We start from the raw sequence: 24,702 nt of genomic DNA, 5'->3' as shown, positions 1-24,702 counted from the left end.
TTATGGCAAAAACACCTGCATGATCCTATAAATGAAAGGAGAAGAATTATGGATGTCGAACGTTTTCATATCCAAGTATCTAAGGAAACACTTGATGACCTAAAATACAGGCTGGAGCATGTTCGCTGGCCAGATCAATTAGTAAATACCAGCTGGGAGCGAGGGACTGATATCAGCTATTTAAAATCTCTGATTACGTATTGGCGGGATCATTATGATTGGCGGGCACAAGAAGCTGAATTGAACTGCTTTTCACAGTTTCAAAGTTATATCGATGGTATCACGGTGCACTTCATTCACGAACGCGGTAAGGGACTATGCCCTTTGCCGATTATTCTTACTCACGGCTGGCCTGACAGTTATTTGCGCTACCGGAAGATTATCCCTCTTCTCACGGATCCGGCCCGCTACGGCGGTGACCCGGAAGACTCTTTCGATGTAATCGTCCCTTCCATACCTGGATTTGGTTTTTCCAGTCGTCCTGAGCATGGCGGTGTGAACAATTGTAGCGTTTCTGAGCTTTGGTCTAAACTAATGACTGAAAAACTTGGCTATGAAAAATTCGCTGCTGCAGGTGGAGATATGGGATCTGGTGTCACGAGATATTTAGCCTTAAACCATCCGGAGCTTCTATACGGAATTCACCTGACAGACATTGGAATAATCAGAAATCTCGTATATACGAAAGACCAAGAGGATCTTTCGGAAGAAGAACTGCAATATAAAAGAAATGCGCAGGAATGGATTTCCAATGAGGGAGCCTATATGACAATTCAATCAACAAAACCTCAAACCATTTCCTACGGACTTTCCGACTCACCGGTCGGATTGGCTGGTTGGATTATTGAAAAATTCCGTTCATGGAGCGATTGTAACGGCGACCTTCGACAAAAGTTTAGCGAGAATGAACTACTAACGAATATAATGATCTATTGGGTTACAAATACAATAGGATCATCAGCAAATATGTATTATGAGAACGTGCATTCTTTGCCTTTGATGGGACGCATAGAGGTGCCAACAGGCATTGCACTTTTTCCAGCTGACGTCTTGCTGCCACCCAGAAAATGGGCTGAGCAAAATTTAAATATAACCCGCTGGACTACAATGCCTCGCGGCGGACACTTTACTGCCATGGAGGAACCCGAAGCACTGGCCGAGGATATTCGTGCATTCTTTAAGCCATTTAGGTCCAGGGATAATAAGAAATAAGAATCCCTGGGTCAATAGGATCAAACGCCGGGCAGCATGGAGGCTGCTCGGCGTGATGAGCCTTGCGGGCAAGAGAATCATGCAGGTATGATTTTAATAATCCAGTGTACTCACACTTTGTAGCTACATTTCTTCCGGACATGACACCCCAAGTAAACTACAAGCATCCAAGATCATCCTTTGAGCCAAATCTACAAGAATTAATCTCGCTTGTTTTGTCTTCTCTTCGGCCTGTAGAATTGGACATTCATGATAAAACCGATTAAATGAAGTCGCAACAGATACTAAATATCTTGCGATCACAGAGGGTTCATAACGCTCTGCCGCTTTTTCTATTGCTTCTTCATAGCCGGATAGGGCCTTTATCAGTGCATAGCCCATATCTTCAGTTAATACATTACAATCTATCCTTTCATATTCAACAACATCTTTGTTTTTCTTTATTATGCTTTTTGCACGCGCATAGGTATATTGAACATAAGGTCCTGTTGTCCCATCAAAGCTTAATACATCCTCCCATGAGAAATCCACGTTTTTAATTCTTTGATTAAATAAATCATGAAAAATAATAGCACCAACACCAACTTTATTTGCTGCTTCTTCCTTATCCGGCAAATCGGGGTTTTTATCTTCTATTAAATGATACGCACGTTCAATTGCTTCATTCAAAATATCCTCAGCATAAATAATATTGCCATTACGGGAAGATAACTTTTCTCCCTCCAGGCTTACTAAGCCATAGGGCACATGAATAAGAGTATCCGCCCAATCATACCCCATCACATCTATTGCTTTAAATACCTGTTTAAAATGTAAACTTTGTTCCACACCTGTGACATACAGACATTTATCAAAACCATAATTTTCTTTTCGATACAGAATGGCAGCAATATCCCTGGAATGATAGATAGAACCACCGTCACTTTTTGTTATTAAACATGGAGGCATATCATAATCTGATAAATCAATGATATTTGCTCCCTGACTCTCTTTTAATAATCCCTTATTCTTTAATTCTTCTACTAAGGAAGGAACCTTACCACGATAAAAGCTCTCCCCATCATAAGAATCAAAAGAAACTCCCAGTAATTCATATACACGGGTAAATTCAAGCAAACTTATTTCTTTAAACCATTTCCATATCTCAATCGCTTCTTCATTATTCTGTTCCATCTTTACAAACCATTGCCGGGCTTCATCGACCAATTCAGGATTCTTTTCCGATTCTGTATTAAATTTCACATAAATACGAAGTAATTCTTCAATTCCTTTTTCCTTAACAGTTGCTTCATCGCTCCATTTTTTATAAGCAACAATTAGTTTTCCAAACTGCGTTCCCCAATCCCCTAAATAATTAATGCGAACAACCTTATATCCCAATTTTTCATAAATCCGATACAAAGAGTTACCAATTACCGTGGTACGTAAATGACCAACGTGGAAATTCTTAGCTATATTAGGGGAGGAATAATCCATGCATATAGTTTTTCCTGACCCGTTTTTCACGATTCCGAATTCAGGTTCCTTCATTTTATCAATCCAATATTGTATATATTTTGTGCGATTCATAAATATATTTAAGTAACCGTTTACCGCCTCTAACTTCTCAATTCCCAGTTCTCCCTGTACTTCCTGCATTGCTCCTTTCAGTTCCTTTGCAATTATTGTGGGATTCTTGCGTAGGACTTTTGAAAAAGAAAAACATGGAAGAGCAAAATCTCCCATTTTATCTTCGGGAGGAATTTCTATTAACTTCATCACCTCATACTCACTCAAGTTTCCCAGGGTATTTGCTATACATTTGCATATTTTTTCTTTCATATTGGAACCTCCTATTTTATTATTTTATAAAATAAAAAAGAACCGCAATAGATCAGCATATGCTAAATCAATTACGGTTCTGCTATAAACTATGAACATCCCCGCATAGAAACAAGACGTATAATCTTGCAACCATGCGGATTATCTTTGCATCAGTTACAAGAGCTTACGTCTTTCTCTACGTCTTAAGCTGTTCATGTATAATGTATTCATAGTACGTTTCCCTTCAAATTAATGGTTTTAGTTTACTATAGAACATAACTATTTGCAACAATTTTTTCTTGGATGATCCAAATAATCTGTTTTTATAAAATACTCTCGCATCAATCTATGCCTCCCTTGCGTTCAATCTGTGTATGGTTTCGCAAATCTTTTTTCATAAGCACCATTCTTCTTAAGATTGAAATCCCAATAGTAGTTTGTTAATCCGGTTAATGAGAATATAGAAAATAGTATTTGAGTACCTTTTGATAGGTATTCCGATTTTTCATATTCTTTTTTCAAGCTTAAATCCATAATTCCCTTACCGGCATACGTTCTGCCTATTTGCTCCATTTGATCATAGAACTTTTTGTTGGCTTTTTCTGGTTTCATTTGAAGACCTTCCACACCGCCTTTTATAATTGTTCCGTCGAAGGAAACCCCTAACCTTTTAGTAATTAATTCAAGATATGGTCTCAAATAGTACGACTGGCTAGTCTCTGGAAAACCGGACTGAACTAAAAACGCCATATGTACTTCTTTCTTGTTAATTGGTTTAAGCTGTTCAAAAAATTTCATTACTGCCCCCGGCATAGCGTGAACATAAAGCGGAAAAACGAATAAATTATTTTCAACGGAACTAAAATTCTCAGCCCAATTTTTCTGTTCTCTTATATTTATCAGATTCCTAACTTCTACATTTTCTACTCCCTGTGCCTTCATCCCCATAATTATCTTTTCAATAATCAGCTTACTGTTAGAATGGTCCCCTCTTGGCGATCCATTATAAATTACCCATTTACCGTTCGTTTTTCTTTCCAAAACTTCTTTAGACAGAGCCTCTTCCAAAGGTTTTGCAATTTCTATGTTAGTTGTTCGTATGCTTTTGTTTTCATATATAATTTCTTTACAAGAACTCTGAAAATGATATGCCATTCGAGCAAGATAGCCCTTTATGACTTTTACTTCCTCATTACTTAACCCATCTTTCTCAAAATAGAAGTTTATAACAGGATATTTATCATATCGTTTCAAGTGAACGCATTCCCCATTTTTTATTTTAATGTATGGTAAATAATGTTGTATTAATCGATCCAGAAATGTTTTTCCCTTTCCATCAATAAAGCCATTTTCTGTATGAAATAAAATAACCACTTCATCACTATTTATATAATCCTTATACAATTTATACGCATCATCGTTCAAAGCACATTTTCCAGGGGTCTTCCACCAACAACTCCAGCATCCAATACAGTCCTTTATTTCGGTATCAATAGAATCATAGACTATTACATCCGTTTCTTTGTTCGTATCCTTATAATATTTCTTTATTTCTTGAGCCGGTGATTCATTACTTATGTTTTTCCCCAAATCAAAAATTGTTATTTTCATGACTCCTCCTCAATTCTTATGAAATAGTCTTCAAACCACTTAATCGCAAAGCTGGTATATGCAAGGCCAAACTCAAGAGCATCATTCTCATATTTTGCCGGCTTGCAGCTTTCTAAAGATAGCCCATTTTCCTCAAGCCGCAGATTTCCTTCCTCTCTGATGGTAACGAGATCTTGATGCATATCTCTAAAGTTCTTAATATGGGTGTTAATTGATTCCAACCGTTCATTTTTGGTTAACTCATTGAAGAAAAACATCTTTAACAATTGGGTGGACTTATACTTATCCGGACCAAAATCCTGTCTCATTAACATGCTAAATCGCTCTCTTCCAGCATCAGTAATTCTATATAACTTTTTTGTCCTGTTATTCTTAACTTCTTCTTTTGAAGTTACATATCCATTCTTCTCAAGCTTCACTAAAGCTGGATGGATTGCGCCTTGACTTGTACTGGCAAAATATTCAGTGCTTCTTTCCATTCCCTTTTTTATGTCGTATAAGGTGAAAGGATGATTATAAGATAAAAATCCTAAAATAATCAACTCTATCATTCATTTACTCCTTTATGAAATCTCAGTTTATATATGTCGTTTAGACATATACAAATATTACTCCTATCTCCATATTTTGTCAAGAGTGAATACCGTGTCAAATTTCATCTGCCATTGAAACCAACCTTTTACCAATGCAAAAAAAAACTGCTGCAATTAGATACAACCCACTTGCAGCAGTTCTGATAAAATTTAATACACAGCAAATTGATATAACATCAATCAATCAATCATAAAACAGGCTACGCCAACATTATCCAACGTAATGATTGGTTTGCAGCGGAATGCCTTGCAGCAGTTATCAGACATCCTTACTTTTAAGATATAAAAGCCTTCATAAGGAACTGTAAACTCAAAGCATCCACAACCGCATATCTGTACACAGCACAGTAACGTATCGATGTCGTTGCATCTCTCATATAATTTTACATCCCAATCATGGAAGCTATTGCAGCAACAGCCCCAGATACATCCTGAAATAATACAGGGTTTAATCAGGCATTCCTCACAAACAGGGCAGGGTTCCGGTTCCGGACATTCTGCGGGAATTGGTATTGGAACTGGAATAAATACCGTTTCCGGTTCTGGGCAGGTTGGGCATGGCTCTGGGATCGGGCACGGAGGACATGCAGGACAGGGTTCTGGTACCGGACATGGTGGACACGGTGGCGGCACCGGACACGCTGGGCATGGTTCTGGTACTGGACACGCTGGACATGGTGGTGGTACCGGGCACGCTGGGCAGGGTTCTGGTACCGGACACGCTGGGCATGGTTCTGGTACTGGACACGCTGGGCAGGGCTCCGGCACAGGGCAAGGTGGGGGTGTCGGACATGCTGGGCAGGGTTCCGGTGCGGGACAAGGCGGTGGTACTGGACAAGGTGGCGGTGCTGGACAAGGTGGCGGTACCGGGCATGCTGGGCAGGGTTCCGGCACAGGGCAAGGTGGAGGTGTCGGACATGGTGGGGGTGTCGGACATGGTATTGGTGCCGGACATGGTGGTGGTACCGGACATGGTATTGGTGCCGGACAAGTTGGGCATTCCGGACACACCGGAACAGGCTGTTCTTCCCTAGCCGGTAGTACCTCCGGAGCCGGTGCCACAGGGGCTGGTGCTGCAGCTGGACATATTACGCCTCCAACAAAGGGGTAAAAATGAAATTCAAAGCCGCTCTCAGCATTTACGGCAAAAGATCCTAAGGCAGCATTGCCGCTTACATGGCCGCCAGTCGGATGCGCATGGAACATCGCCTGTGGTGCCAATATACTTCCCCAAATATCGGAGGATTTTTCCATATAAATATTAGTTGCATCCTCAAACACATACAATGTCTGATTAGCCTTACTTCTTTCCCCATAAACACCGTATTGCAAATGGGCATTTGCTCCTGTTCTAAGCCTTACAATAACGGTACTTCCTTGTGGAACTTCTGCACGTATTCCTTTATTGATTAAACCATTTGGCCTTACATCAATAAGGAAAACATTCTGTACAGGGTCATTGCCCCTTAAAATCCACTCGTAATTATTATCCACTACTGTTCCATTTGGAGTTATAGATTCAATACATTCTTTGTAGAATCCGATGCTTTCCCTGGCATCGCTAAAAAATCTAGGTATATTAGCACCTATCCTGCTCGCGGGTATAAATCTTGGTACATCATAACTGGGAACCACATAATGATCACCTTTATCCGATGGTGTCCAATATTGGCTGCCTCCATTGGCCTGATACAGGAATTTCAGTTCTTGTATCCCATCATTCATACCATCTTTTCCAATTAAATAGGTACTTCCCTTGGCTGCATTGAATCCACCGCCCACAACCACATGGCCGATCACAACCAAAGGGCCGCCCATCGATACATTGCCGCCAACTAAAAAGCGAACTAAATCCGGGGAGTAGCTGACTGCTTTATTTCCTTTACTGACAAAGCCAACACTCAACCCTCTTGGGCTGTAAAAACTTCCGCCTATTGCTACAGGCCCTTCAATATCTATAATGTTATTGGCATCGTTAAATACAATAACATTAAATCTTGAGGCAGTACCAAAAGGCTGACCCGCAATATTATACCAATTTATATTATCATAAGGTAATCCTGCACTTGTCATTGCTTCATCACTATAGCTGATATTGTCCATATAAACTCCTGCAAACTGCTCGATTTGCAACACATTTTCATTCTCAATTCAGTTTATTCTAGCGTAAATGGTTCTGTGCAGTTTTCTATGCAATTGGACGAAATTTTATGATAATTTTCTGAAATTCATCGAAATTTATGTAAATGTGGACACGAAAAAATTAATACAACAAAGCCATTTTTCCTGAGATCAAGCTTATAAATGAAAAGAGATTGACCAAATAATTAGCCAATCTCAAGTTCATTTCCATATGGTTGTCTTATCACATGATTTACTTTTTAGAACGTTTCTTTCGCATGGAAGTACGTCTGCAGACAGGAATAGGCAGATTACTTTAAATTTTATCCACTGCCTTCGTCACCTTCAATTGTTTTCCGCAAATCATTGTATTTTTCATTGCTTCCAGTACCAATGGACCTTTCCCGTTTAGTATTTCTATATAGGTAAGGGTATCTTGTATCGCTATTATTCCGATATCTTCTGCCTTAACACCTTCTAGATTGGATATGACTCCAACAAAATTAGTTGCTCTAAGCTTCTTTTTCTTTCCGCCATTGAAGCGTAACTTCATTATATCTTTATTTAATTGATCACTTTTCATTTTTTTAATCTTAGGAGTTGTATTCATTTTTTCATCAAAAGAAGGTTTCTGAATGGCTACCTCCTCTTTGGCAGGTTTCGTTATTTCCTGAATTTTAAACCCGATCAGTTCTTCAATGTCATGTAAATATCTGTTTTGTGTCGGAACAACAAAGGTGGTGGCTTTCCCTTTTCGCCCTGCACGCCCTGTTCTGCCTGTACGGTGGACATAGTTTTCCTCATCCAAGGGGATGTCATAGTTAATAACCAGAGAAATATTCTCTATATCTATTCCTCTGGCAGCCACATCTGTGGCTACTAAATAGCGGTATTTTCCCCTTTTAAAACTGTTCATTGCAGATAAACGATCCTTCTGTTCCATTCCGCCATGCATTTTATTACAGGGATAGCCTAAATCATTCAGACGTTCGCATACCATATCCACTCGGTCCTTTGTGCTGCAAAAGATGATACAGCTATCTGGTTTTTCTATAATCATGACATCTGTGAGTAAATCAAATTTATCTTCTTCATCCGTGATATAAATAAAATGATTAATATCAGCTGTGACGATATCTGCCTCACTGACATCTATATTGATAGGATCTTTCATATAATTTAATGATAAACTTTTCACTTCATCGGACATCGTAGCAGAAAATAACATTGTCATCCGCTCTCTGGGAAGTTCGTTCATAATTGCTTCTACCTGTTCAATAAATCCCATATCCAGCATTCGATCCGCTTCATCAATGACTAAGCAGTTAATTTTATTTAAAGGTAACGTACCTTTCTTAATATGATCCATAACACGCCCTGGTGTGCCAACAACTACATGTGTTTTTTGCTTCAGCTCTGCCTTCTCGATAGAAAACTGGTGACCTCCATAGATTGCTGTTGCTTTTATTCGTTTAAATCTACCTATATTAGTAAAATCCTCTTTTACTTGAACAGCAAGTTCTCTTGTTGGAGTTAAAATAAGCGCTTGTGGCTTATTTTCAAGCCATTCCGTTCGTTCACATATCGGAATTACGTATGCGGCAGTCTTGCCGCTGCCCGTCTGGGCTTTGACGATTAGATCATTTTCTTCCAAAGCGGCTGGAATGACTTTAGCCTGGACTTCCGTAGGGATCTCATACTCCAGACCATTAAGTGCCTTTACGATATCCTCGCTGATTATATAATTATGAAACTTTCTAACATCCATATTTAAACCTTTCTTTCAATTCAAAATCTGCTTACCCATTTTACATGAGAATACCGTTTAATGCAATAACTACTGTTTTAATAACTCCCATACTTTATAGGCTTGATTTTTCCTACAGATTCTTTTATTATGCATTTGCTATTATGACATGCATTTGATATCATGTAATGTGTAAGAATATTTAAAGCCGTCAGCATCACGGACGCTTTGGATCATAGATAAAAAATAGATATTTAAAAGGTGGAAGTAAAAATGGATAATCAAGAGCAAAAACATCAGCGTCGTCCCAGATATAAAGGCACTCACCCAAAGGCCTTTAAAGATAAATATAAGGAACTGCAGCCAGAGTTATATGCTGATGCAGTGGCAAAGGTCATTCAAAAGGGAAATACTCCTGCTGGTATGCATCGCTCCATTTGTGTAAAAGAAATATTAGATATCTTACAAATTACTCCTGGACAAACTGGATTAGATGCAACATTAGGTTATGGTGGTCACACGTTAGAGATGCTTAAATGTCTAGATTCCAAGGGGCACTTGTATGCTACTGATGTAGACCCTATCGAATTACCGAAAACCAGGGAGCGTTTGGAACGCTTAGGTTATGGCCCGGAAATTTTAACGGTCAAGCAAACAAACTTTTCAAATATAGATCAAATTACTCCTGAATCAGGACCATTGGATTTTATATTGGCAGATTTAGGTGTCTCTTCCATGCAAATAGACAATCCTGATAGAGGATTTTCTTTTAAAACAGAGGGACCGTTAGATTTACGGCTAAATCCATCGAAAGGCATCTCTGCTGCGGATCGTCTTAAAACTATTTCACAAGACGAATTACATGGTATGTTACTAGAAAATGCGGACGAGCCACATTCCGCAGAAATCTCTCGTGCCATTATCTCAGCAATAAAAAAAGGAGAAGATATCTTAACAACAAATCAGCTCCAGCAAATCATCAAAGATGCATTGAAATTCATTCCAGAAAAGGAAAGAAACGATGAAGTAAAAAAATCCTGTCAAAGATGTTTTCAGGCGTTGCGAATAGATGTCAACAATGAATTTGAAGTGTTGTATACATTCTTAGAAAAACTTCCTGCTGCAATGGCGGAAGGCGGGCGTGTTGCGATCCTAACCTTTCATTCCGGGGAAGACCGCCTTGTTAAGAAATCTTTTAAGCGCTTCTATCGGGAAGGGATCTATAAGGAAATTGCTCCTGAGGCAATTCGACCATCAGCAGCCGAATGCAATTCCAATGGGCGCGCTCGATGTGCAAAATTACGTTGGGCTATTAAAGCTTAATTCTTTTCTTTATAAAGATAGACGTGAGTTCACTTTCACTCACGTCTTATTTTGTCTTCTATTTTATTTACTAAAATAATTTTAATACATTCAGCTTCTTCTCTGCTATTGACAATGCATACAATAATTTACTTTTAAGAAATATGTTTCGCACAGTTTCCTTCTTGTTTCGACCAGGCTTTTATTACCTTTTGTTTTGAGATTCCGTATGGTAAAATGCCCAGATATTTGTGTGTGCCGGACTTTGCCAAATGAATTTCTTATTTCTTATTTTGACTGAAATAAAATAGAGGAATCAAGTTATATAAAACCGATCCCTCTGTTTATATCTTATGAAATTGTAAGTATGAAGAGCCTTTATCTTCAAGTGAAAGTCATATCCCTCTGGTATCCATTGACTGAAAGATTATTGCTCCCAATGGGTCTCCAACCAATTTAATGACTTTTGCAATGATGTAACTGTTTTTGTTTCAATCACACATCTGCAATGATTCTGTTTGGTAATACTAAGCTTTTCGAGTAAATTAATTTTTCCTTCGCCAAGAGTCAGATGATTTTGTTTTCCATTGGCATCGTGTATATGAAAATGTTTTAATTTACACTCATTTTGCAAAATATATTTTTCATCAACATCAGCAGCAGAATGAGAGTGTCCAATATCCCACGTCAGAGCGAAAACAGGACTTTCAAGCAGAATATCAATTGCATCTCTCTGGAATGCAGTATAGCCTTCTGTATTTTCTATGGTTATACTGATTTTGTCCCCACCAATCAGATCTTCACATATAGTTTTGAAATATTGAATGTCCCTTAAATAAATATCTCGGTATTTTTCGAATAGAAATATTTTCTGATCTGGAAGTGTGAAATATACCCCTCGACTCATATGCATATTTAAAACGGGAATTTCTAGTTCTTTTGCAATCATTAAAGATTGCGTAACCGTATTCAGATACGCTTTAGTCACTGCTTGATTAAAATCGCAAATATTCAGATTTTCATCTAAGTGGATTGTGTAATAGACTCCGTATTCCTTGGATATATCTTGAAATATCTTTGTTTCTTTCAAGTTCTCTATTTGAAATTGTGGTAAATTCATATTCAACTCAATAAACTTTAAACCAAGGTTATTACATAGCTTAGCATTTTCCTCTAAGTCTGTCAGTTCAATTAAAGTAGGCATGCCAAATTCAATACACATATTCCCTCCTTATCTTGACTTAAGGCGTCAGCATGAATGAAGGAGGAATAATCCATCCTTTCTATCTGATCCTCATATTCTAATGTCCAGTAGTTTCTAATACTTTAATCCATATCCCACCGGAAACATTACGTTATCCGTCCTGATGTCCTCAACCGTTGAGTAATAAGGCATCGGTAAAGTTCCTTTAAAGCTGCTCTTTCCTGTAAGCACATTCGCTATGCCGTCGCCTTCACTTCCAGGTAAGTAGCACATAACAATCCCATCCCACTGTTTCATATAATCGCTAATAATTACATTTCTTCCTGCTACAATACAGGTTACAGTCGGATGCCCCAGGCTTTTGGCTAGGTCGATTGCATTGGCATTGTCATCGAGACCAAGCTCTTTGGTAATGCTGATATCAGCACTGTCACCTTTCCATTCAGCATACGGTTTTTCTCCCAGACACAGTAATGTCATATCGGCATCCGCTGCTTTTTCCGGGTCAGTGATAATTGTCAGGTCATATTCGTTTGAACGTTCATTCAGTCCGTCCAGTATGGTTTTTCCTTCCGGAATCCATTTACGACCGTTGTTTTCTGCATCCGAACTGCCAAGCCAGGTGATCGTCCAACCGCCACACTGAACTCCGACATCATTTGCGGCGGGTCCTGTTACGAATATCTTTGTTCCTTTTTTAATCGGTAGTATTGAGTTATCATTCTTTAATAAGACTAGACTTTCTTCCACCAATGTTTTTGCCAAATCCCGGTATTCCTGTGAACCTACACTGCTCACCTCAGATGTTACCTTCTCCATCATCGGGTCATCCAGGATTCCCATCTCATCTTTTACTGTAAGGATTCGCCTGACAGCATCATTCACACGGTCCATGGAAATATTGCCTTCATTTACTGCTTCAACGATATATTTCCGGCATTCCTCATATTGGGAATCTTCCATCAACATATCAATCCCGGCATTGATAGCTGTAATCGTTTGCTCTTTTAAGTTGTCACCCGGTATGTTATGTATTGAGTCCCAATCGCTTATGAGAAAGCCCTTAAATCCCATATCATTTTTTAACATGGATATATATTTCTCATTTGCATGCATCTTAATTCCGTTTAAACTGCTGTGGCTGATCATAATGATCTTGACACCGGCATCAATCATAGCCTGGTAAACCTTTAATAAATCCTGGATTTCTGCATCTGACAGCTGAGCATCACCACGGTCGATTAACCGTTTCTCCCCATCCAGGGTTTCACCTGTTCCATACAAAACATTGCCATCTGCAAAGAAATGTTTTGCACAAGGAAGAATTCCTCCATCGTTTAACCCCTTCGCATACGATGTACCGAGCTCCGTAACGATACTTGTTTCCGAGGAATAACTTTCATAGGTACGCCCCCATCTCGGATCCTGCGCTGCTGATAAGCAAGGGGAGAAACTCCACAGCATGCCCGTTAACTTTGCTTCATTCGCTACTGCTAACCCCATTTGATAGGTTAGCTCTTTATCATTAGCAGCACCGATACCTATATTATGTGGAAATATGACCGTTCCTTCACAAGTATTAACCCCGTGTACTGCATCATTACCATATATGTAAGGAATGCCCGCCTCTGAACTCATGGCAGCTTTCTGATATTTAAGGATCAGATTCTTCCATTCCGACGCATTCAGGGAACTCTCACCAAATGTAGAAAGAATGCTGCCATAGCAGTTCTTCTTCATCATATTTTCCGAAATGTTGTATACTGCTCCCTGAACCATCTGGGCAGCTTTTTGGTCCAAGGTTAGTCTTGCAAGAATATTCTCCGCCGAAGTGCTGCTTACCTTATTATCTGATGCGGCTGCCGTATTCTCGTTTGTTTTATCCGTGTTATCAATCTGTCTTACGCTGCAGCCTGATAGAACTAGAACAAATGTCAAAAGTACCCCTATTACTCTTCGCTTCATCACTAAGCGCCCCCTATTATTGATATTTTTCAGAAAATGTGATTTACTACACCATTACTTATCGTAAAAGTATGATAAATATACATCATTTCCATAATTTTACTCCTATTGGAAATAATATGCAATTGTGCTTCGGAACTATAAGTTTTCTTATTTTGTGGGTATACCTTTCTAAACTAACTGGACTTTTGCAACATGACTTTCTTATACATATAAAATCCTAATAAGTCCGACAAAAACCATCCTACAACAATCGCCCAGCAAACGCCCGAGAAGCCCCTGATCGGTGCTAATGTATAGGCCAGCAATACTCGCAATCCTTGTGATACTATGGTCATCAAGATTGATACTTTAATGGCTCCAAGGCCCCTGAAAAATCCATAAAACATAACAATAAAGCCAAGTAATACATAAAATATGGATACAATTCTAAGATATCCAACACCGACAGCGATTACCTCTGTTGCATTTTTATTTACAAAAAGAGTGATTAAGTTTGGGGCAAATATAAATGCAACAATGCTGATGATTGCCGATAAGATTATAATGATCCTTGAAGTTGCATGAAACCCCTCGCGAATTCTTTTTGTTTCTCCAGCACCTTCATTTTGTGCAGTATATGTAGAAAAGGAATTACCCAGATCTTGCAAAGGGGCATTGGCGACAGAGTCGATTTTTGAGCAAGCTGCAAATGCAGCCATAACCGTTGAGCCAAAGGTATTAACCAACCCCTGAATAAGCATCATTCCGAAGCTGGAAATTGACTGTTGCAATGCTGTCAATATGGAGAAAGTTGCGATCTTATTAAATGCAGACGTGCTGAATTTGAAGTCTTCCCGCTTGAACTTTAAAAATTGCATCCGCTTTATTGTATAGATACCGCAGCCAATAGCGACAAACCCCTGTGTAAGAAGCGTGGCAATCGCCGCACCTGCAGTCCCCATGTGAAACACCACTACAAAGATCAAGTCTAAAATGAGATTTGATATACAAGAGGCAATTAAAAAATATAATGGCGTTTTCGAGTCCCCAAATGACCGTAATAGAAAAGAAAATGCGTTATACATACCAACAAAAATAAAACCATAAAAAACATATTTTAAATAGTCGGCAGCATAGACAGCAGTTTTCTCAGGCATTTGATAAAGGGCTATTATCTGTGGTAAAAAGACTGATGTTACAACCGTAATCAATACGCTTACACAAAACAAAAAAATTAAGGCAGTGGAAATCGTTTTTTTCAGTTCCTCGTACTGCCCGCCTCCATAGAGTTGGGAAAAAATCGCCGAAGCACCCATAGCAAGTCCCAGCAAAATAGATGTTATAAACACAGTTACAGCACTGGAAGAACCAACTGCTGCAAATGCATCTGTACCTACAAATTTCCCTATTACAATTGCATCAATAATACTGTAAAATTGTTGAAGCAAATCTCCGATAAACAACGGAATGAAAAATTTTAGAATAATCCGTGATGGATTACCTTTTGTCATATCAAGTTCCATCTTTTTATTCCCTCCTAGCGCTTATTATTAGAGGACAGATATGCGATTGCCAAATCACCAGTAATCGGATTGGAGTAAATCTCACAATCTATTTCAAAAACCTGTCTTATCAGTTTTTTTGTTAGCACTTCTTTTGGCTTTCCTGAAGCTATGATCTGTCCGTCTTTAACAACGTAAAGAATATCGCAGTAAACAGATGCCATAGAAAGATCATGCAGAGCTGCAAGAACACCAATATTTAATGATTTCACAATAGATAGAATCTGAAGCTGATATTTAATATCCAGGTGATTGGTCGGCTCATCAAGGATTAGAAATTCAGGCTCTTGAGCAATTGCCCTTGCTAGTATTACTCGTTGTTTTTCGCCCCCGGATAAAGTTAGATAGTTTCTGTCCGCATACTTAGCCAAGTTAACCCTTTCTAACGCATCAGCAACAATTTTATAATCCTCTATATTGTCAGATACCATAAAATGTTTGTGCGGTGTTCTTCCCATCATCACCATCTCCCGGACAGTAAAATCAAAGCTCAATTCATTAAATTGCCCTACTACACCCAAATCTTTTGAGATAGCACGCGCAGATGATTTTAAAACATCCTTATCTCCTAAAAAGACAAAGCCTTTCTGCGGTTTGATAACTTTATAAATACTCTTCAACAAGGTGGATTTTCCACACCCATTTGGCCCAACAATTCCAACAAACTGTTTATTATCCACTTTCATGCTAATGTCTTTTACAATATCGGCACCCGATAAGGTGACTGATACGTGATCTACTTTTAAATCCAATTATCTTCCTCCGAATCCATAGCTTTTTCTAATCAGTATATACATAAATACAGGTGCACCAAAAAGTGAAGTAACGATACCTATTGGCATTTCTCCATTTGGAATTACTGTTCGGGCAAAAATATCTGTCCACATCATAAATAAACCTCCGAAAAGAATCGCCGTAGGAACTAACCGCTTATGATCTGACCCTACAATGCTTCGTACAATATGAGGAATGATAAGACCTACAAACCCAATAATCCCGCAGCTGGAAACCAGAACACCTGTTACCACGGAGGAAATCACCATGTACAGCCGTCTGTAAAAGTTTAAATTAACCCCCAAGGTGACTGCGGTTTCTTCTCCCATTAGCATCGTGTTCATTACTCTTGATTGGAATAGGAAAAAGACGATTGCTGCAATTACCACCGCAGATACAAGAGGCAAAGTTTCCCACTCCGCTGAAGAAAGACTTCCCATCGTCCAAAAGGATACAGAACGTATACCCTCTGAGTTTTTCGCAAAATAAATGATAAAGTTTGAAGAAGCACTGCATAGGGCATTAATTACAGTTCCTGCTAAAACCAGCTTGACAGAAGATGTTTTTCCTCCAATACTGGCAAGGGCCATTACAAGTACCGCAGCACTAAATGCACCAATAAATGCCCATGACGCAACACCTAATTTTCCGACTATTCCTCCTGATCCAAATCCAAACATAATTGAGAACGTTGCTCCTAAAGCTCCTCCTGATGAAATTCCTAATAGATAGGGGTCGGCCAAGGGGTTTTGTACGGAAGCCTGCATTACTACTCCGCAAAGTGCCAGCCCAGCCCCCACAATCATTGCCAACAAAACCCTGGGAAATCGGATTTGCCAAATGATATCTACAAACATACTGTTCACCAAATCACTAGCATCACCGATTTGGCAGCCAGTCAATTGATGTATCAATATCTGAAAGGATTGTTGAAAGGGGATCGATACTTGGCCAATAGATACTGAAATTACAACCGATGCAGCGACAGCAACGAGCAAAATAATAAAAATGATTGAAAATGCAGATTGCTTATGTAAGCCACTTTTAAAGGTTTGTAAGGTCTTCTTTTGTTCTGCTTTTTGTATTGAAACCATCCTTATTCCTCCTTAAACAATTCAGGATGAATAAACTCTGCAACATCCTCATATAAATCCGCAAGATTAAGGCTGCCACGAATAGCATTCGTATAATCAGCCACCATGACACTCCCCGTTTTAATAGCGGTGACATTTTTTAAGACTACATTATCAAGTAATAAATGCTTTGCTGCGTCTCTGTCGGACTTCTGGAACTCAGTGACTATAATTTTATCAGGATTAATGGAAAGGATTGATTCAGTGGACATTTCCACATAAGTATCCTCTGATACATTTATGTACTCACCGCCTGCGCCTTCTACCATTTCATCAATGACACAGAGGGTAGGACCGTAATAGTAATAAGTATCCTTTTGACCGCCAGCAAAAAGCAAAATCCGTGGTTTATTATTTGACTGTGTGACTTTGTCCTGGATCATTTTAATTCTAGCTTTTTGATCCTCTATAAAGGAATCAGTCTTATTTTTAATATTTAGTACCTTTCCCAAATTGTTGATGTCGTCAAAAACGCTGTTAATTGTACGGCCCATGGTATAGTTAATACCTGTAAGAACGGGAATTCCTCTCTCATTCCAAAACGAAATATCCCCAAGACGTTCATCGGTAAATGTCGAAGACATTGCAACAATTAAATCCGGCTCCAGTGCGATAATAGATTCTTTAGAAGGCCACGTATCCGTGAGCAGCGGAAGCTTACTTACCTGTTCCTCATATTGGGAATAGGATTTGTCTAAATAGGCCAGTCCTACAATCCTGTCCTTTTCTCCAAAGTGAATCATTAACTCTGCAAGGCCTTGCCCAATCACGACAATTCTCTCTGGTTCCTCAGCAACGGTTTGCTGAACTTCGTTTCCTTTATCGTCATAAATAGTGAATTTTAGAGGATAATAACCGTCCTGCTGTGGGGTATTCGTCTGGTTGGTTGATACTGGATCGAAAGCTTCCTTTTCGTTTGTTGACTGTTCAGAGCAAGCTGCCAATGCGGTACAACAGATAATCGCCAATAAAATAGATGTTAGTTTTTTAAGCATAAATGTCCCTCCTGTATTAAAGTAAGTTAGTTTTGGCTAACTCGCAGTATATTGTACCGCATAAACGCTTGTGAACTATATTGCTTGCGATGCCAATTTATGTTGAGAGAAAGTTCATCGATAAAAGAATATGGGTAAAACAAAAACCACAAGTATGAACCTGTGGTTTAAGTACGACACTTTTAAATTATTTAACGAGAAAACTTATTCTGCATTACGCAGCAATGAGGATTCCCGATATTTTAATGGGGTAATACCATATTGCTTTTTAAAAGCTGCACAGAAATTGCTAGAGCTTGAATATCCAATATCATAGGCAATTTCATTAATCGATTTCTCTGTGTTCAGCAGCATGGAAGACGCCTGTTGTAACGAAAATCTCCTGTGATAGCTAAAAATAGTATCTCCATAAACAAGCTTGAAACCTTTGGTTAGTTTTTTAGGATTAATGACCAACTTCTTAGATAGTGAAAGAATGCTTGGTAATTCAAACGGCTGATCAAGCAAGATCCGAGGAATTTCTTTTATTTTTTGTAATTCATAAGGGGTGAGTGCTGTTAGCTCATACTTATCATACCTCATAATCTCGTTCGATACGATCATTGATAATATCTCCATAACTTTACTTTCGTAAAATAAAGTGCGGGTTTTTGCAGGGAGGCGGCAATTAAATATTTGCAGAAAAGCTGAAGCGATTTCAAGGGGAGTGTTTAAACCTAAGTAATACTCCGAGCGAAGCTGGTCTTCCAGCTTTTCTATCGTATCATTCCATACATCGATTCCTGTGCTTCCAAAATAAGAAGGAAGTATATGCCTGTTGGCTGTTATGGAAACTCCCTGATACTTTTGACCTGCACAACGCTTGATGATACCTTTCATATCCTGTGATAAAGAGATGGATAAGTTGTTTGAACTAAAGCAAGTATCTCCTGCCTTATCTTCTTCTATATACATGCATCCGTCTATACAGTATTCAATCTCGAAATAATTGTGGGTTAAATCAAATGCTGTTACGATATCCTCATAAAACACAAAATCATAAATGAGCAACATAGCATTACCGAGCAAATTATAAATTTGTATGGTTCCCTTGCCATACTCAGGTTTTATATCATAAACGATACCCTTCCTTATATCGTGGTTAGGCAAGAAACGAGCTTCCCCAATTTGCTCATGCATGGCTCTATATTGCTCTAGCATCGCGGCATATCCATTTTTTGAATTAATATAGAATTTATGCTCCATTTACAAGCTCCTTTCTTGTCCTATTATCAAAAAAATATATTTAAGCAGCCTGTTAGCATAGGCTAACTATACCATACTGCTCTATTTATTACTATTTATATTTAAAATACAGTTGAAGCAATTGCATGGTGGTATATATGTTGCCATCTATGAAAATAAATAGCTTGTCATAGACAAGGAACCCATCATGCAGCTGTTGTTATAGGTCGATATCTTATCTTCTTTATCGTAGGCGCCAAGTATATATAAGATTGGATTAAAATGATCCGGCGTAGGTACGGCTAATTTTGCTGTTTCTCCCAAGCTCAAATAATTTATGACATTCTCATGATTTCTATTTTCAATATTTTCTCTTATATAATCATCAAACTTATATGCCCAATCAAAACCTTTATCGTCCATTCCCCAATCAATCATACGCAGGTTGTGAACAATATTTCCGGTACCAAACAATAGAACACCTTGATTCCTTAAGGATTTTAACTCCTTGCCTATCTGATAATGAACTTCCGGCGGTGCAGAGGCATCGATACTAATTTGAAAAACAGGAATATCTCTTTCGGGATACATATGGACCAAAACAGACCAGGTACCGTGGTCAATGCCCCAGGAATTATCAAATACACTTTGTTTGGTGATTAAATTTTTTACATTCTCCGCTAGTTTCGGATTACCGGGTACATTGTATGGAATCTCATATAACTCTTTAGGAAATCCGTACATATCATAAACAGTCTTTGGATTTTCCTCATTCATAATCTTTGTGCCTTTCGTATACCAATGAGCAGAAATTGATACTATTGACTCAGGTTTAGGTATTTTCTTCGCTATTTCCCTCCAGCTCCTCGTATAGCTATTATCTTCTATTGCGTTCATAGGCGAACCATGGCCTATAAACATCATCGGCATTTTAGACATATTGTCAACTCCTTTTCATTTTATATGTATCTATTGATTTTTAATTTTATGATTATAGCTGTGCTTTGCTTATCAATTTTAAATCTGCATAAGTAGACTTTTAGCTACGAACTGTATGTGGCTTTAGGTTAAATGCTGCCAAATGCTACGGCATCATTGATCTCATGCTCCATATATAGAAATATCTATATATCCGTCCTCAGATACCTCTACCCCTTCCGATATAAGAAGATCCCTTTGAATAGCTGCATATCTTTTATCCGGAATTGATATTTTGCCTTTGGAGTTAATTATTCGGTGCCAAGGGAGATTATATTTTTCAGACATAGAATGAAGTATCCTGACTACCTGCCTCGCACCTCTCGTATTACCTGCTAATCTAGCAACCTGTCCGTAGCTCATAACTCTCCCATATGGTATTCCCTTTATTATTACAAGGATTTCCTCAGTAAACCGTGTCATATCGAACAAATCTCCTTATCAAACCTTAAATTTATTATTTCATCACTGAGTTTGGTTAACACCAATATACGGAATGCTATGCCCTATATGATCTCAACTGGGCTGAAAATGCTTGAACTCAGCCTGCTCAGAAATCTTTCGGAGCCATGCTTGAAACGAACAGTACCTTCAGTAATGGCCAGCACCCTAATTATATCATATATTTCAAGTAAATAACATGTATGCCTCAGCTGTTTTACCTAAGTTCCACAATACTTCAAGCTACAATTGTTTATAAATCAATTAATAAAATATTCATTGAAACAGCCATTACAGAGAAAAGTACAGTTTTTGACTTGCAAACAAAAATTATAAGAACTATAATTTTATATTGTTTGCAGGAAAAATAAATACAGCTACAGGAGGGATAACAATGCAGACTGAATGTCACACGGTAAAGAATACCATCAATCGTTACCGAAGTTTTCGCTATGCTCTAATATTGGAAGGAATTGCTGTTGGTGCAATTTCAGGCGCTTTTGTTGTGCTTTTCCGGTATCTCCTGACTTATGCGGAGAAATTGCTTCATACAGTTTTAAACTATGGGAAAGATCATATATGGGTAATACCAGTGTGGTTTGTTTTTTTGACAGTTGCAGCTTTCGTTGTTGCAATGCTGTTGAAATGGGAATCCTTTATATCCGGAAGTGGAATTCCCCAGGTAGAAGGTGAGATGATGGGGGAATTAGACCCCTGTTGGTGGAAAGTCCTGATCGCTAAGATGGGTGGAGGTCTTCTTTCCATTGGGTGCGGTCTGTCGCTGGGAAGAGAGGGTCCAAGCATACAGCTGGGTGCAATGGCTGCAAAGGGCTTGTCACGCCTGACAAAAAGAGCCAAGACAGAGGAGAAACTTCTAATTACATGCGGGGCCAGTGCCGGACTTTCTGCTGCATTTAATGCCCCTATTGCTGGTGTTTTATTCTCCTTAGAAGAGGTTCATAAACATTTTTCGCCGGAACTGCTTTTATCTACCATGGCCTCCTCCATTACGGCTGATTTCGTTTCCAGAAATGTGTTTGGCCTTCAGCCGGCTTTTAATTTTCAGATCAGCACTATGATGCCTTTATCTACTTATGGCCACGTGATTCTTTTCGGGATAATCCTGGGAGGCATGGGAGTCCTTTATAATAACTGCCTTTCCATGACTCAGGATTTGTATATGAGAATACCATTTCAGGCAGTCCGGGTTCTGATTCCATTTTTACTTGCCGGAATCCTGGGCTTTACCTACCCATATGTTTTGGGCGGAGGTCATTCTCTAGTGGAAACACTATCCAGCAGCCAGATGGTACTTGGAGCATTGATCGTACTTCTAATCGCAAAATTCAGTTTTTCCATGTTAAGCTTTGGCTGCGGTGCCCCGGGTGGAATTTTTCTTCCTCTTCTGGTAATCGGAGCGGTGATGGGAAGTATTTATTACCATGTCTCCGGATTGGTAACCGATTCCTTAAACGGACTTCTGGACAATTTTATCATTCTGGGAATGGCGGGTTGTTTTTCTGCCATTGTACGCGCTCCCATAACCGGGGTAATTCTGATCAGTGAAATGACTGGAAGTTTCTCTCATTTGCTGACACTGTCTATGGTTTCCCTGGTGGCCTATATCATCCCCGATATGCTTCATACAGCTCCCGTCTATGACCAGCTTCTTCACCGGTTACTGGCAAAGATGAAACCGGAAATTCATTCTTCTCTTAGCACAGAAAAGGTACTGGTGGAAGGAATGATATTTCACGGAAGTGATGCAGATGGACAGAAGGTTTCTGAGATCAACTGGCCCCAAACCTGTCTGCTGGTATCACTTATGAGAGGCGAAGCGGAGTTTGTTCCCCGGGGAGATACAACATTATCCGCCGGAGATAAAATCGTAGTCCTGTGTGACGAATCCGCTCAGGCGAAACTCCACAGAGTCCTGCAGGAAATATGTCAAACAGTAAAAATATCTTCTCAAAAATAAAGTAAGCTGTTGATATCTTTTTGAATAATCACAAGTCCTTCGAATTCAGAACATCTTCTATTCGCATCTCGCAATGCCCTATACCCTTTTTCGATGACTATAAACGAGAAAATTGTTACCTCTATAAAAAACTGCACCCCTTTCGCCTAACATGTTATCACATGCCTAACTTTTGGGGTGCAGTTAAAACTGAGGTTGATTTCATTGCGTTGATTCAATTGGTTTTGCCGTTACTTTTGCATAATATGGATGGCAAAGCCGCCAAACTCACCGTCTAAATAGACATTCTTAAGTTTACCTTCCTCGGAATATGCTGCTGTATCCATGTTAAAGGAGAAGCCTTTCTCTTTCAACTCTTCTGCGGCAGCGGTCAAATCAGGTGTACGCATAGCTATATGGCCGTTTGCCCCCAGGAATGGAGCCTTCATACACTCGAAATATGGACCGCCGAATTCGGACTTTTGTCCATGACGAGGCTCCAGGTTAAACATCATGCTCAGAATCTGAGCCAGTCTTTCTGCCTCCTCAGCATTTGGGGTATTGATGCCGATATGCTCCAGTTCAAATTTATTATTCATAATATACCTCTTTCTCAAAATGTCAGTTGATTATCCGTTTCATATAAAGTCGGATATTTTTTTGATACACATTGAATGCGTTTGGTCACTGCTTGCCATTCATTTAAGTAATTTAGAATCTTACATTGGGAACAATAGCAAAGCTCCGGCAGTTAAAGCAAGCAGGCGGATAAAGTACATCGGAATTGTGTATTTCCAAAACTCTATTAGCTTGTACTTACCAATTCCCATTACCATAGCTGGCATACCGTCAATTGGTAAGAAATGGCCATTCCAGCCCGAAACTACAATTGCAGCAGCAGCTGCTGTTGGATTTAGGCCCAAGCTCATGCAGGTAGCAATAGCCATAGGTGCAAATACATACACAGTGCCTATAGTGGATCCTGTAAGGGTTGCAAGTACACTTGTTAACATGCAGAAAACAAAGATCAGGATGAAAGGATTGATATTAGTGCCAAGCATATTAGCTACAGTTTCACCAACTAAAGCAGTTAAACCTGTACTGCCTAGAGCATCAGCAACACCGATGACTCCAGCAGACATCAAAATAATTGGAGCACCGATGTTGTTACGAATTTCATCGAAATTCAGAACACCGATAGCTAAAATCAGACATGCAGATAAACCTGGAATCATATATCCTGCATCGCCAACTTTACTTTGAAGAATCATACCAACAACAGCTGCAATAAAGGCTGCATATGTTGTATTTTCTTTCCATTTTGGTAAATCGTAAACTGTTTCTTTAGACTTATTAGCGTCAATTTCTGTATCTTCAACATTTTTGTTAGGTAGAACTTTATAACCAATTAAAGCCCATACTACATAAGCTAATGAAAGTATTAGATTTACAATAGAGAATTTTGCTAAGGAAACGCTGGTAATACCTGAACCAGCAGCTCCTAAAACAGCAATAACAATACCATATTGTAATGTAACATTTACAGGAATTAGTGGATGATTAGCTGCGAAACCAGCAGCAGCAATAACTTTACCACGTGGTAACTTGTCAGTATACTGTATAGTAGATAATATACCTAAAGTAAGAACATAGAATGCTGTTGAGCCCGTGCCAAAGATACTGCTAGCCAACATAACGATAATAAATAACAGTATATATGCCTTAAATCCACCTTTGTTAGCCATATTCAAAATTGTTTTTCTAAAAGTACCAATAAGGCTGGTTTTTTGAAGAGCGGCCACGATTGCCATGAAAGAGGCAAGCATAATAATGGTAGCGTTAGAAAAACCGCCGAAAGCAGTCTTGATATCGGTTATTCCAAAAAGAACCATTAGCAGACATGCGAGAATTGGAGGTGCACCGAACGGAAGTTTTTCTGTCATGATTAAAATAATCATGATTACAGTGATAGCAATGGCAATAATCATTGGGATAGTCATTTGATTGAACTCCTCTCTATTATACAGGATTATTTTTTGCATTTGGGACATTATATCAATTCAATCGTTCTGTTTGGTAAAATGCGTGTACAGTGTAT

Annotated in this window: 20 protein-coding genes and 1 pseudogene; 4 read left to right on the top strand and 17 right to left on the bottom strand. The window is 38.9% G+C overall.

Annotated features, from left to right (window positions below; genetic code table 11):
• The first annotated feature begins 48 nt into the window (after nucleotides 1–48).
• Complete coding sequence (locus tag ACHZES_RS23310) at nucleotides 49–1,212, top strand: epoxide hydrolase family protein (protein WP_395547648.1); 1,164 nt, start codon at nucleotides 49–51, stop codon at nucleotides 1,210–1,212.
• 123 nt (nucleotides 1,213–1,335) lie between these two features.
• Here the strand turns inward: ACHZES_RS23310 and argS are convergent, their stop codons facing one another.
• From argS to ACHZES_RS23290, 4 genes are all read right to left on the bottom strand, one after another.
• Nucleotides 1,336–3,033 carry an arginine--tRNA ligase gene (gene argS, locus ACHZES_RS23305; RefSeq protein ID WP_395547649.1) on the bottom strand — a complete coding sequence of 566 codons (1,698 nt, stop codon included), beginning with the start codon at nucleotides 3,031–3,033 and terminating at the stop codon, nucleotides 1,336–1,338.
• Nucleotides 3,034–3,378: 345 nt separating this feature from the next.
• Nucleotides 3,379–4,626, bottom strand: coding sequence for a hypothetical protein (locus ACHZES_RS23300; RefSeq protein WP_395547650.1), 1,248 nt, complete (start codon nucleotides 4,624–4,626; stop codon nucleotides 3,379–3,381).
• Entirely contained in the window at nucleotides 4,623–5,177 is a 555-nt protein-coding gene (locus ACHZES_RS23295) for a PadR family transcriptional regulator (RefSeq protein ID WP_051835097.1), read from the bottom strand. The genes ACHZES_RS23300 and ACHZES_RS23295 overlap by 4 nt, the downstream gene beginning before the upstream one ends.
• A gap of 505 nt (nucleotides 5,178–5,682) precedes the next feature.
• Nucleotides 5,683–5,967 carry a hypothetical protein gene (locus ACHZES_RS23290; protein WP_404820408.1) on the bottom strand — a complete coding sequence of 95 codons (285 nt, stop codon included), beginning with the start codon at nucleotides 5,965–5,967 and terminating at the stop codon, nucleotides 5,683–5,685.
• Between ACHZES_RS23290 and ACHZES_RS23285 the strand changes: the two genes are divergently transcribed.
• Nucleotides 5,948–6,253: a hypothetical protein gene (locus ACHZES_RS23285; RefSeq protein ID WP_404820407.1), complete on the top strand. Its 306-nt coding sequence runs from the start codon at nucleotides 5,948–5,950 to the stop codon at nucleotides 6,251–6,253. The genes ACHZES_RS23290 and ACHZES_RS23285 overlap by 20 nt on opposite strands.
• A 121-nt stretch (nucleotides 6,254–6,374) precedes the next feature.
• On the opposite strand, the pseudogene ACHZES_RS23280 reads toward ACHZES_RS23285, so the two are convergent.
• A pseudogene (locus ACHZES_RS23280) lies at nucleotides 6,375–7,292 on the bottom strand (collagen-binding domain-containing protein); the annotation flags it as partial.
• Nucleotides 7,293–7,656: 364 nt separating this feature from the next.
• Nucleotides 7,657–9,108, bottom strand: a complete 1,452-nt coding sequence (locus tag ACHZES_RS23275; RefSeq protein WP_395547651.1) for a DEAD/DEAH box helicase — start codon at nucleotides 9,106–9,108, stop codon at nucleotides 7,657–7,659.
• 252 nt (nucleotides 9,109–9,360) lie between these two features.
• Here ACHZES_RS23275 and rsmH point away from each other — a divergent pair, with 252 nt between their 5' ends.
• A complete protein-coding gene (rsmH, locus tag ACHZES_RS23270) occupies nucleotides 9,361–10,410 on the top strand; it encodes a 16S rRNA (cytosine(1402)-N(4))-methyltransferase RsmH (protein ID WP_395547652.1) in 1,050 nt (349 codons plus the stop codon).
• 406 nt (nucleotides 10,411–10,816) lie between these two features.
• Here the strand turns inward: rsmH and ACHZES_RS23265 are convergent, their stop codons facing one another.
• From ACHZES_RS23265 to ACHZES_RS23225, 9 genes are all read right to left on the bottom strand, one after another.
• Complete coding sequence (locus ACHZES_RS23265; protein ID WP_154521162.1) at nucleotides 10,817–11,611, bottom strand: sugar phosphate isomerase/epimerase; 795 nt, start codon at nucleotides 11,609–11,611, stop codon at nucleotides 10,817–10,819.
• Nucleotides 11,612–11,707: 96 nt separating this feature from the next.
• Complete coding sequence (locus ACHZES_RS23260; protein ID WP_395547653.1) at nucleotides 11,708–13,558, bottom strand: glycoside hydrolase family 3 protein; 1,851 nt, start codon at nucleotides 13,556–13,558, stop codon at nucleotides 11,708–11,710.
• Between the two features lie 176 nt (nucleotides 13,559–13,734).
• Nucleotides 13,735–15,063 carry an MATE family efflux transporter gene (locus ACHZES_RS23255; protein ID WP_395547654.1) on the bottom strand — a complete coding sequence of 443 codons (1,329 nt, stop codon included), beginning with the start codon at nucleotides 15,061–15,063 and terminating at the stop codon, nucleotides 13,735–13,737.
• Nucleotides 15,064–15,077: 14 nt separating this feature from the next.
• Nucleotides 15,078–15,854, bottom strand: coding sequence for an ABC transporter ATP-binding protein (locus ACHZES_RS23250; protein WP_395547655.1), 777 nt, complete (start codon nucleotides 15,852–15,854; stop codon nucleotides 15,078–15,080).
• Nucleotides 15,855–16,970, bottom strand: a complete 1,116-nt coding sequence (locus ACHZES_RS23245; RefSeq protein WP_395547656.1) for a FecCD family ABC transporter permease — start codon at nucleotides 16,968–16,970, stop codon at nucleotides 15,855–15,857. It lies immediately after the preceding gene.
• Between the two features lie 2 nt (nucleotides 16,971–16,972).
• Nucleotides 16,973–18,004 carry an ABC transporter substrate-binding protein gene (locus ACHZES_RS23240; RefSeq protein WP_395547657.1) on the bottom strand — a complete coding sequence of 344 codons (1,032 nt, stop codon included), beginning with the start codon at nucleotides 18,002–18,004 and terminating at the stop codon, nucleotides 16,973–16,975.
• A 204-nt stretch (nucleotides 18,005–18,208) separates the two neighbouring features.
• The gene (locus tag ACHZES_RS23235) at nucleotides 18,209–19,249 is read right to left on the bottom strand and encodes a helix-turn-helix domain-containing protein (protein ID WP_395547658.1); all 1,041 of its coding nucleotides are present in this window, start codon (nucleotides 19,247–19,249) and stop codon (nucleotides 18,209–18,211) included.
• 147 nt (nucleotides 19,250–19,396) lie between these two features.
• On the bottom strand, nucleotides 19,397–20,167 hold the full coding sequence (gene ygiD / locus ACHZES_RS23230) for a 4,5-DOPA dioxygenase extradiol (RefSeq protein ID WP_038279805.1): 771 nt from the start codon (nucleotides 20,165–20,167) through the stop codon (nucleotides 19,397–19,399).
• A 162-nt stretch (nucleotides 20,168–20,329) separates the two neighbouring features.
• Complete coding sequence (locus ACHZES_RS23225) at nucleotides 20,330–20,629, bottom strand: MGMT family protein (protein ID WP_395547659.1); 300 nt, start codon at nucleotides 20,627–20,629, stop codon at nucleotides 20,330–20,332.
• Nucleotides 20,630–21,041: 412 nt separating this feature from the next.
• Between ACHZES_RS23225 and ACHZES_RS23220 the strand changes: the two genes are divergently transcribed.
• Nucleotides 21,042–22,625 carry a ClC family H(+)/Cl(-) exchange transporter gene (locus tag ACHZES_RS23220; RefSeq protein ID WP_395547660.1) on the top strand — a complete coding sequence of 528 codons (1,584 nt, stop codon included), beginning with the start codon at nucleotides 21,042–21,044 and terminating at the stop codon, nucleotides 22,623–22,625.
• 230 nt (nucleotides 22,626–22,855) lie between these two features.
• Here ACHZES_RS23220 and ACHZES_RS23215 read toward each other — a convergent pair whose 3' ends face one another.
• Together ACHZES_RS23215 and ACHZES_RS23210 are read right to left on the bottom strand one after the other, a co-directional pair.
• Nucleotides 22,856–23,203: a VOC family protein gene (locus ACHZES_RS23215; RefSeq protein ID WP_395547661.1), complete on the bottom strand. Its 348-nt coding sequence runs from the start codon at nucleotides 23,201–23,203 to the stop codon at nucleotides 22,856–22,858.
• Nucleotides 23,204–23,323: 120 nt separating this feature from the next.
• Nucleotides 23,324–24,646, bottom strand: a complete 1,323-nt coding sequence (locus ACHZES_RS23210) for an SLC13 family permease (protein ID WP_404820286.1) — start codon at nucleotides 24,644–24,646, stop codon at nucleotides 23,324–23,326.
• Nucleotides 24,647–24,702 lie beyond the last annotated feature (56 nt).

Source organism: Lacrimispora sanguinis, from assembly GCF_044987295.1.
Lineage (GTDB): Bacteria > Bacillota > Clostridia > Lachnospirales > Lachnospiraceae > Lacrimispora > Lacrimispora celerecrescens_B.
The sequence above is the reverse complement of the archived record's forward strand: the minus strand, read 5'-3'. Positions and strand labels throughout refer to the sequence as shown.

What these genes read in the sequence shown, in the direction of transcription:
- ACHZES_RS23225 (WP_395547659.1), bottom strand. Translation starts at nt 20,629, where the DNA reads ATGACACGGTTTACTGAGGAAATCCTTGTAATAATAAAGGGAATACCA.
- ACHZES_RS23295 (WP_051835097.1), bottom strand. Translation starts at nt 5,177, where the DNA reads ATGATAGAGTTGATTATTTTAGGATTTTTATCTTATAATCATCCTTTC.
- ACHZES_RS23265 (WP_154521162.1), bottom strand. Translation starts at nt 11,611, where the DNA reads ATGTGTATTGAATTTGGCATGCCTACTTTAATTGAACTGACAGACTTA.
- ACHZES_RS23300 (WP_395547650.1), bottom strand. Translation starts at nt 4,626, where the DNA reads ATGAAAATAACAATTTTTGATTTGGGGAAAAACATAAGTAATGAATCA.
- ACHZES_RS23215 (WP_395547661.1), bottom strand. Translation starts at nt 23,203, where the DNA reads ATGAATAATAAATTTGAACTGGAGCATATCGGCATCAATACCCCAAAT.
- ygiD (WP_038279805.1), bottom strand. Translation starts at nt 20,167, where the DNA reads ATGTCTAAAATGCCGATGATGTTTATAGGCCATGGTTCGCCTATGAAC.
- ACHZES_RS23240 (WP_395547657.1), bottom strand. Translation starts at nt 18,004, where the DNA reads ATGCTTAAAAAACTAACATCTATTTTATTGGCGATTATCTGTTGTACC.
- ACHZES_RS23235 (WP_395547658.1), bottom strand. Translation starts at nt 19,249, where the DNA reads ATGGAGCATAAATTCTATATTAATTCAAAAAATGGATATGCCGCGATG.
- ACHZES_RS23275 (WP_395547651.1), bottom strand. Translation starts at nt 9,108, where the DNA reads ATGGATGTTAGAAAGTTTCATAATTATATAATCAGCGAGGATATCGTA.
- ACHZES_RS23255 (WP_395547654.1), bottom strand. Translation starts at nt 15,063, where the DNA reads ATGGAACTTGATATGACAAAAGGTAATCCATCACGGATTATTCTAAAA.
- ACHZES_RS23210 (WP_404820286.1), bottom strand. Translation starts at nt 24,646, where the DNA reads ATGCAAAAAATAATCCTGTATAATAGAGAGGAGTTCAATCAAATGACT.
- rsmH (WP_395547652.1), top strand. Translation starts at nt 9,361, where the DNA reads ATGGATAATCAAGAGCAAAAACATCAGCGTCGTCCCAGATATAAAGGC.
- ACHZES_RS23245 (WP_395547656.1), bottom strand. Translation starts at nt 16,970, where the DNA reads ATGGTTTCAATACAAAAAGCAGAACAAAAGAAGACCTTACAAACCTTT.
- ACHZES_RS23220 (WP_395547660.1), top strand. Translation starts at nt 21,042, where the DNA reads ATGCAGACTGAATGTCACACGGTAAAGAATACCATCAATCGTTACCGA.
- ACHZES_RS23285 (WP_404820407.1), top strand. Translation starts at nt 5,948, where the DNA reads ATGGTTCTGGTACTGGACACGCTGGGCAGGGCTCCGGCACAGGGCAAG.
- ACHZES_RS23260 (WP_395547653.1), bottom strand. Translation starts at nt 13,558, where the DNA reads ATGAAGCGAAGAGTAATAGGGGTACTTTTGACATTTGTTCTAGTTCTA.
- ACHZES_RS23310 (WP_395547648.1), top strand. Translation starts at nt 49, where the DNA reads ATGGATGTCGAACGTTTTCATATCCAAGTATCTAAGGAAACACTTGAT.
- argS (WP_395547649.1), bottom strand. Translation starts at nt 3,033, where the DNA reads ATGAAAGAAAAAATATGCAAATGTATAGCAAATACCCTGGGAAACTTG.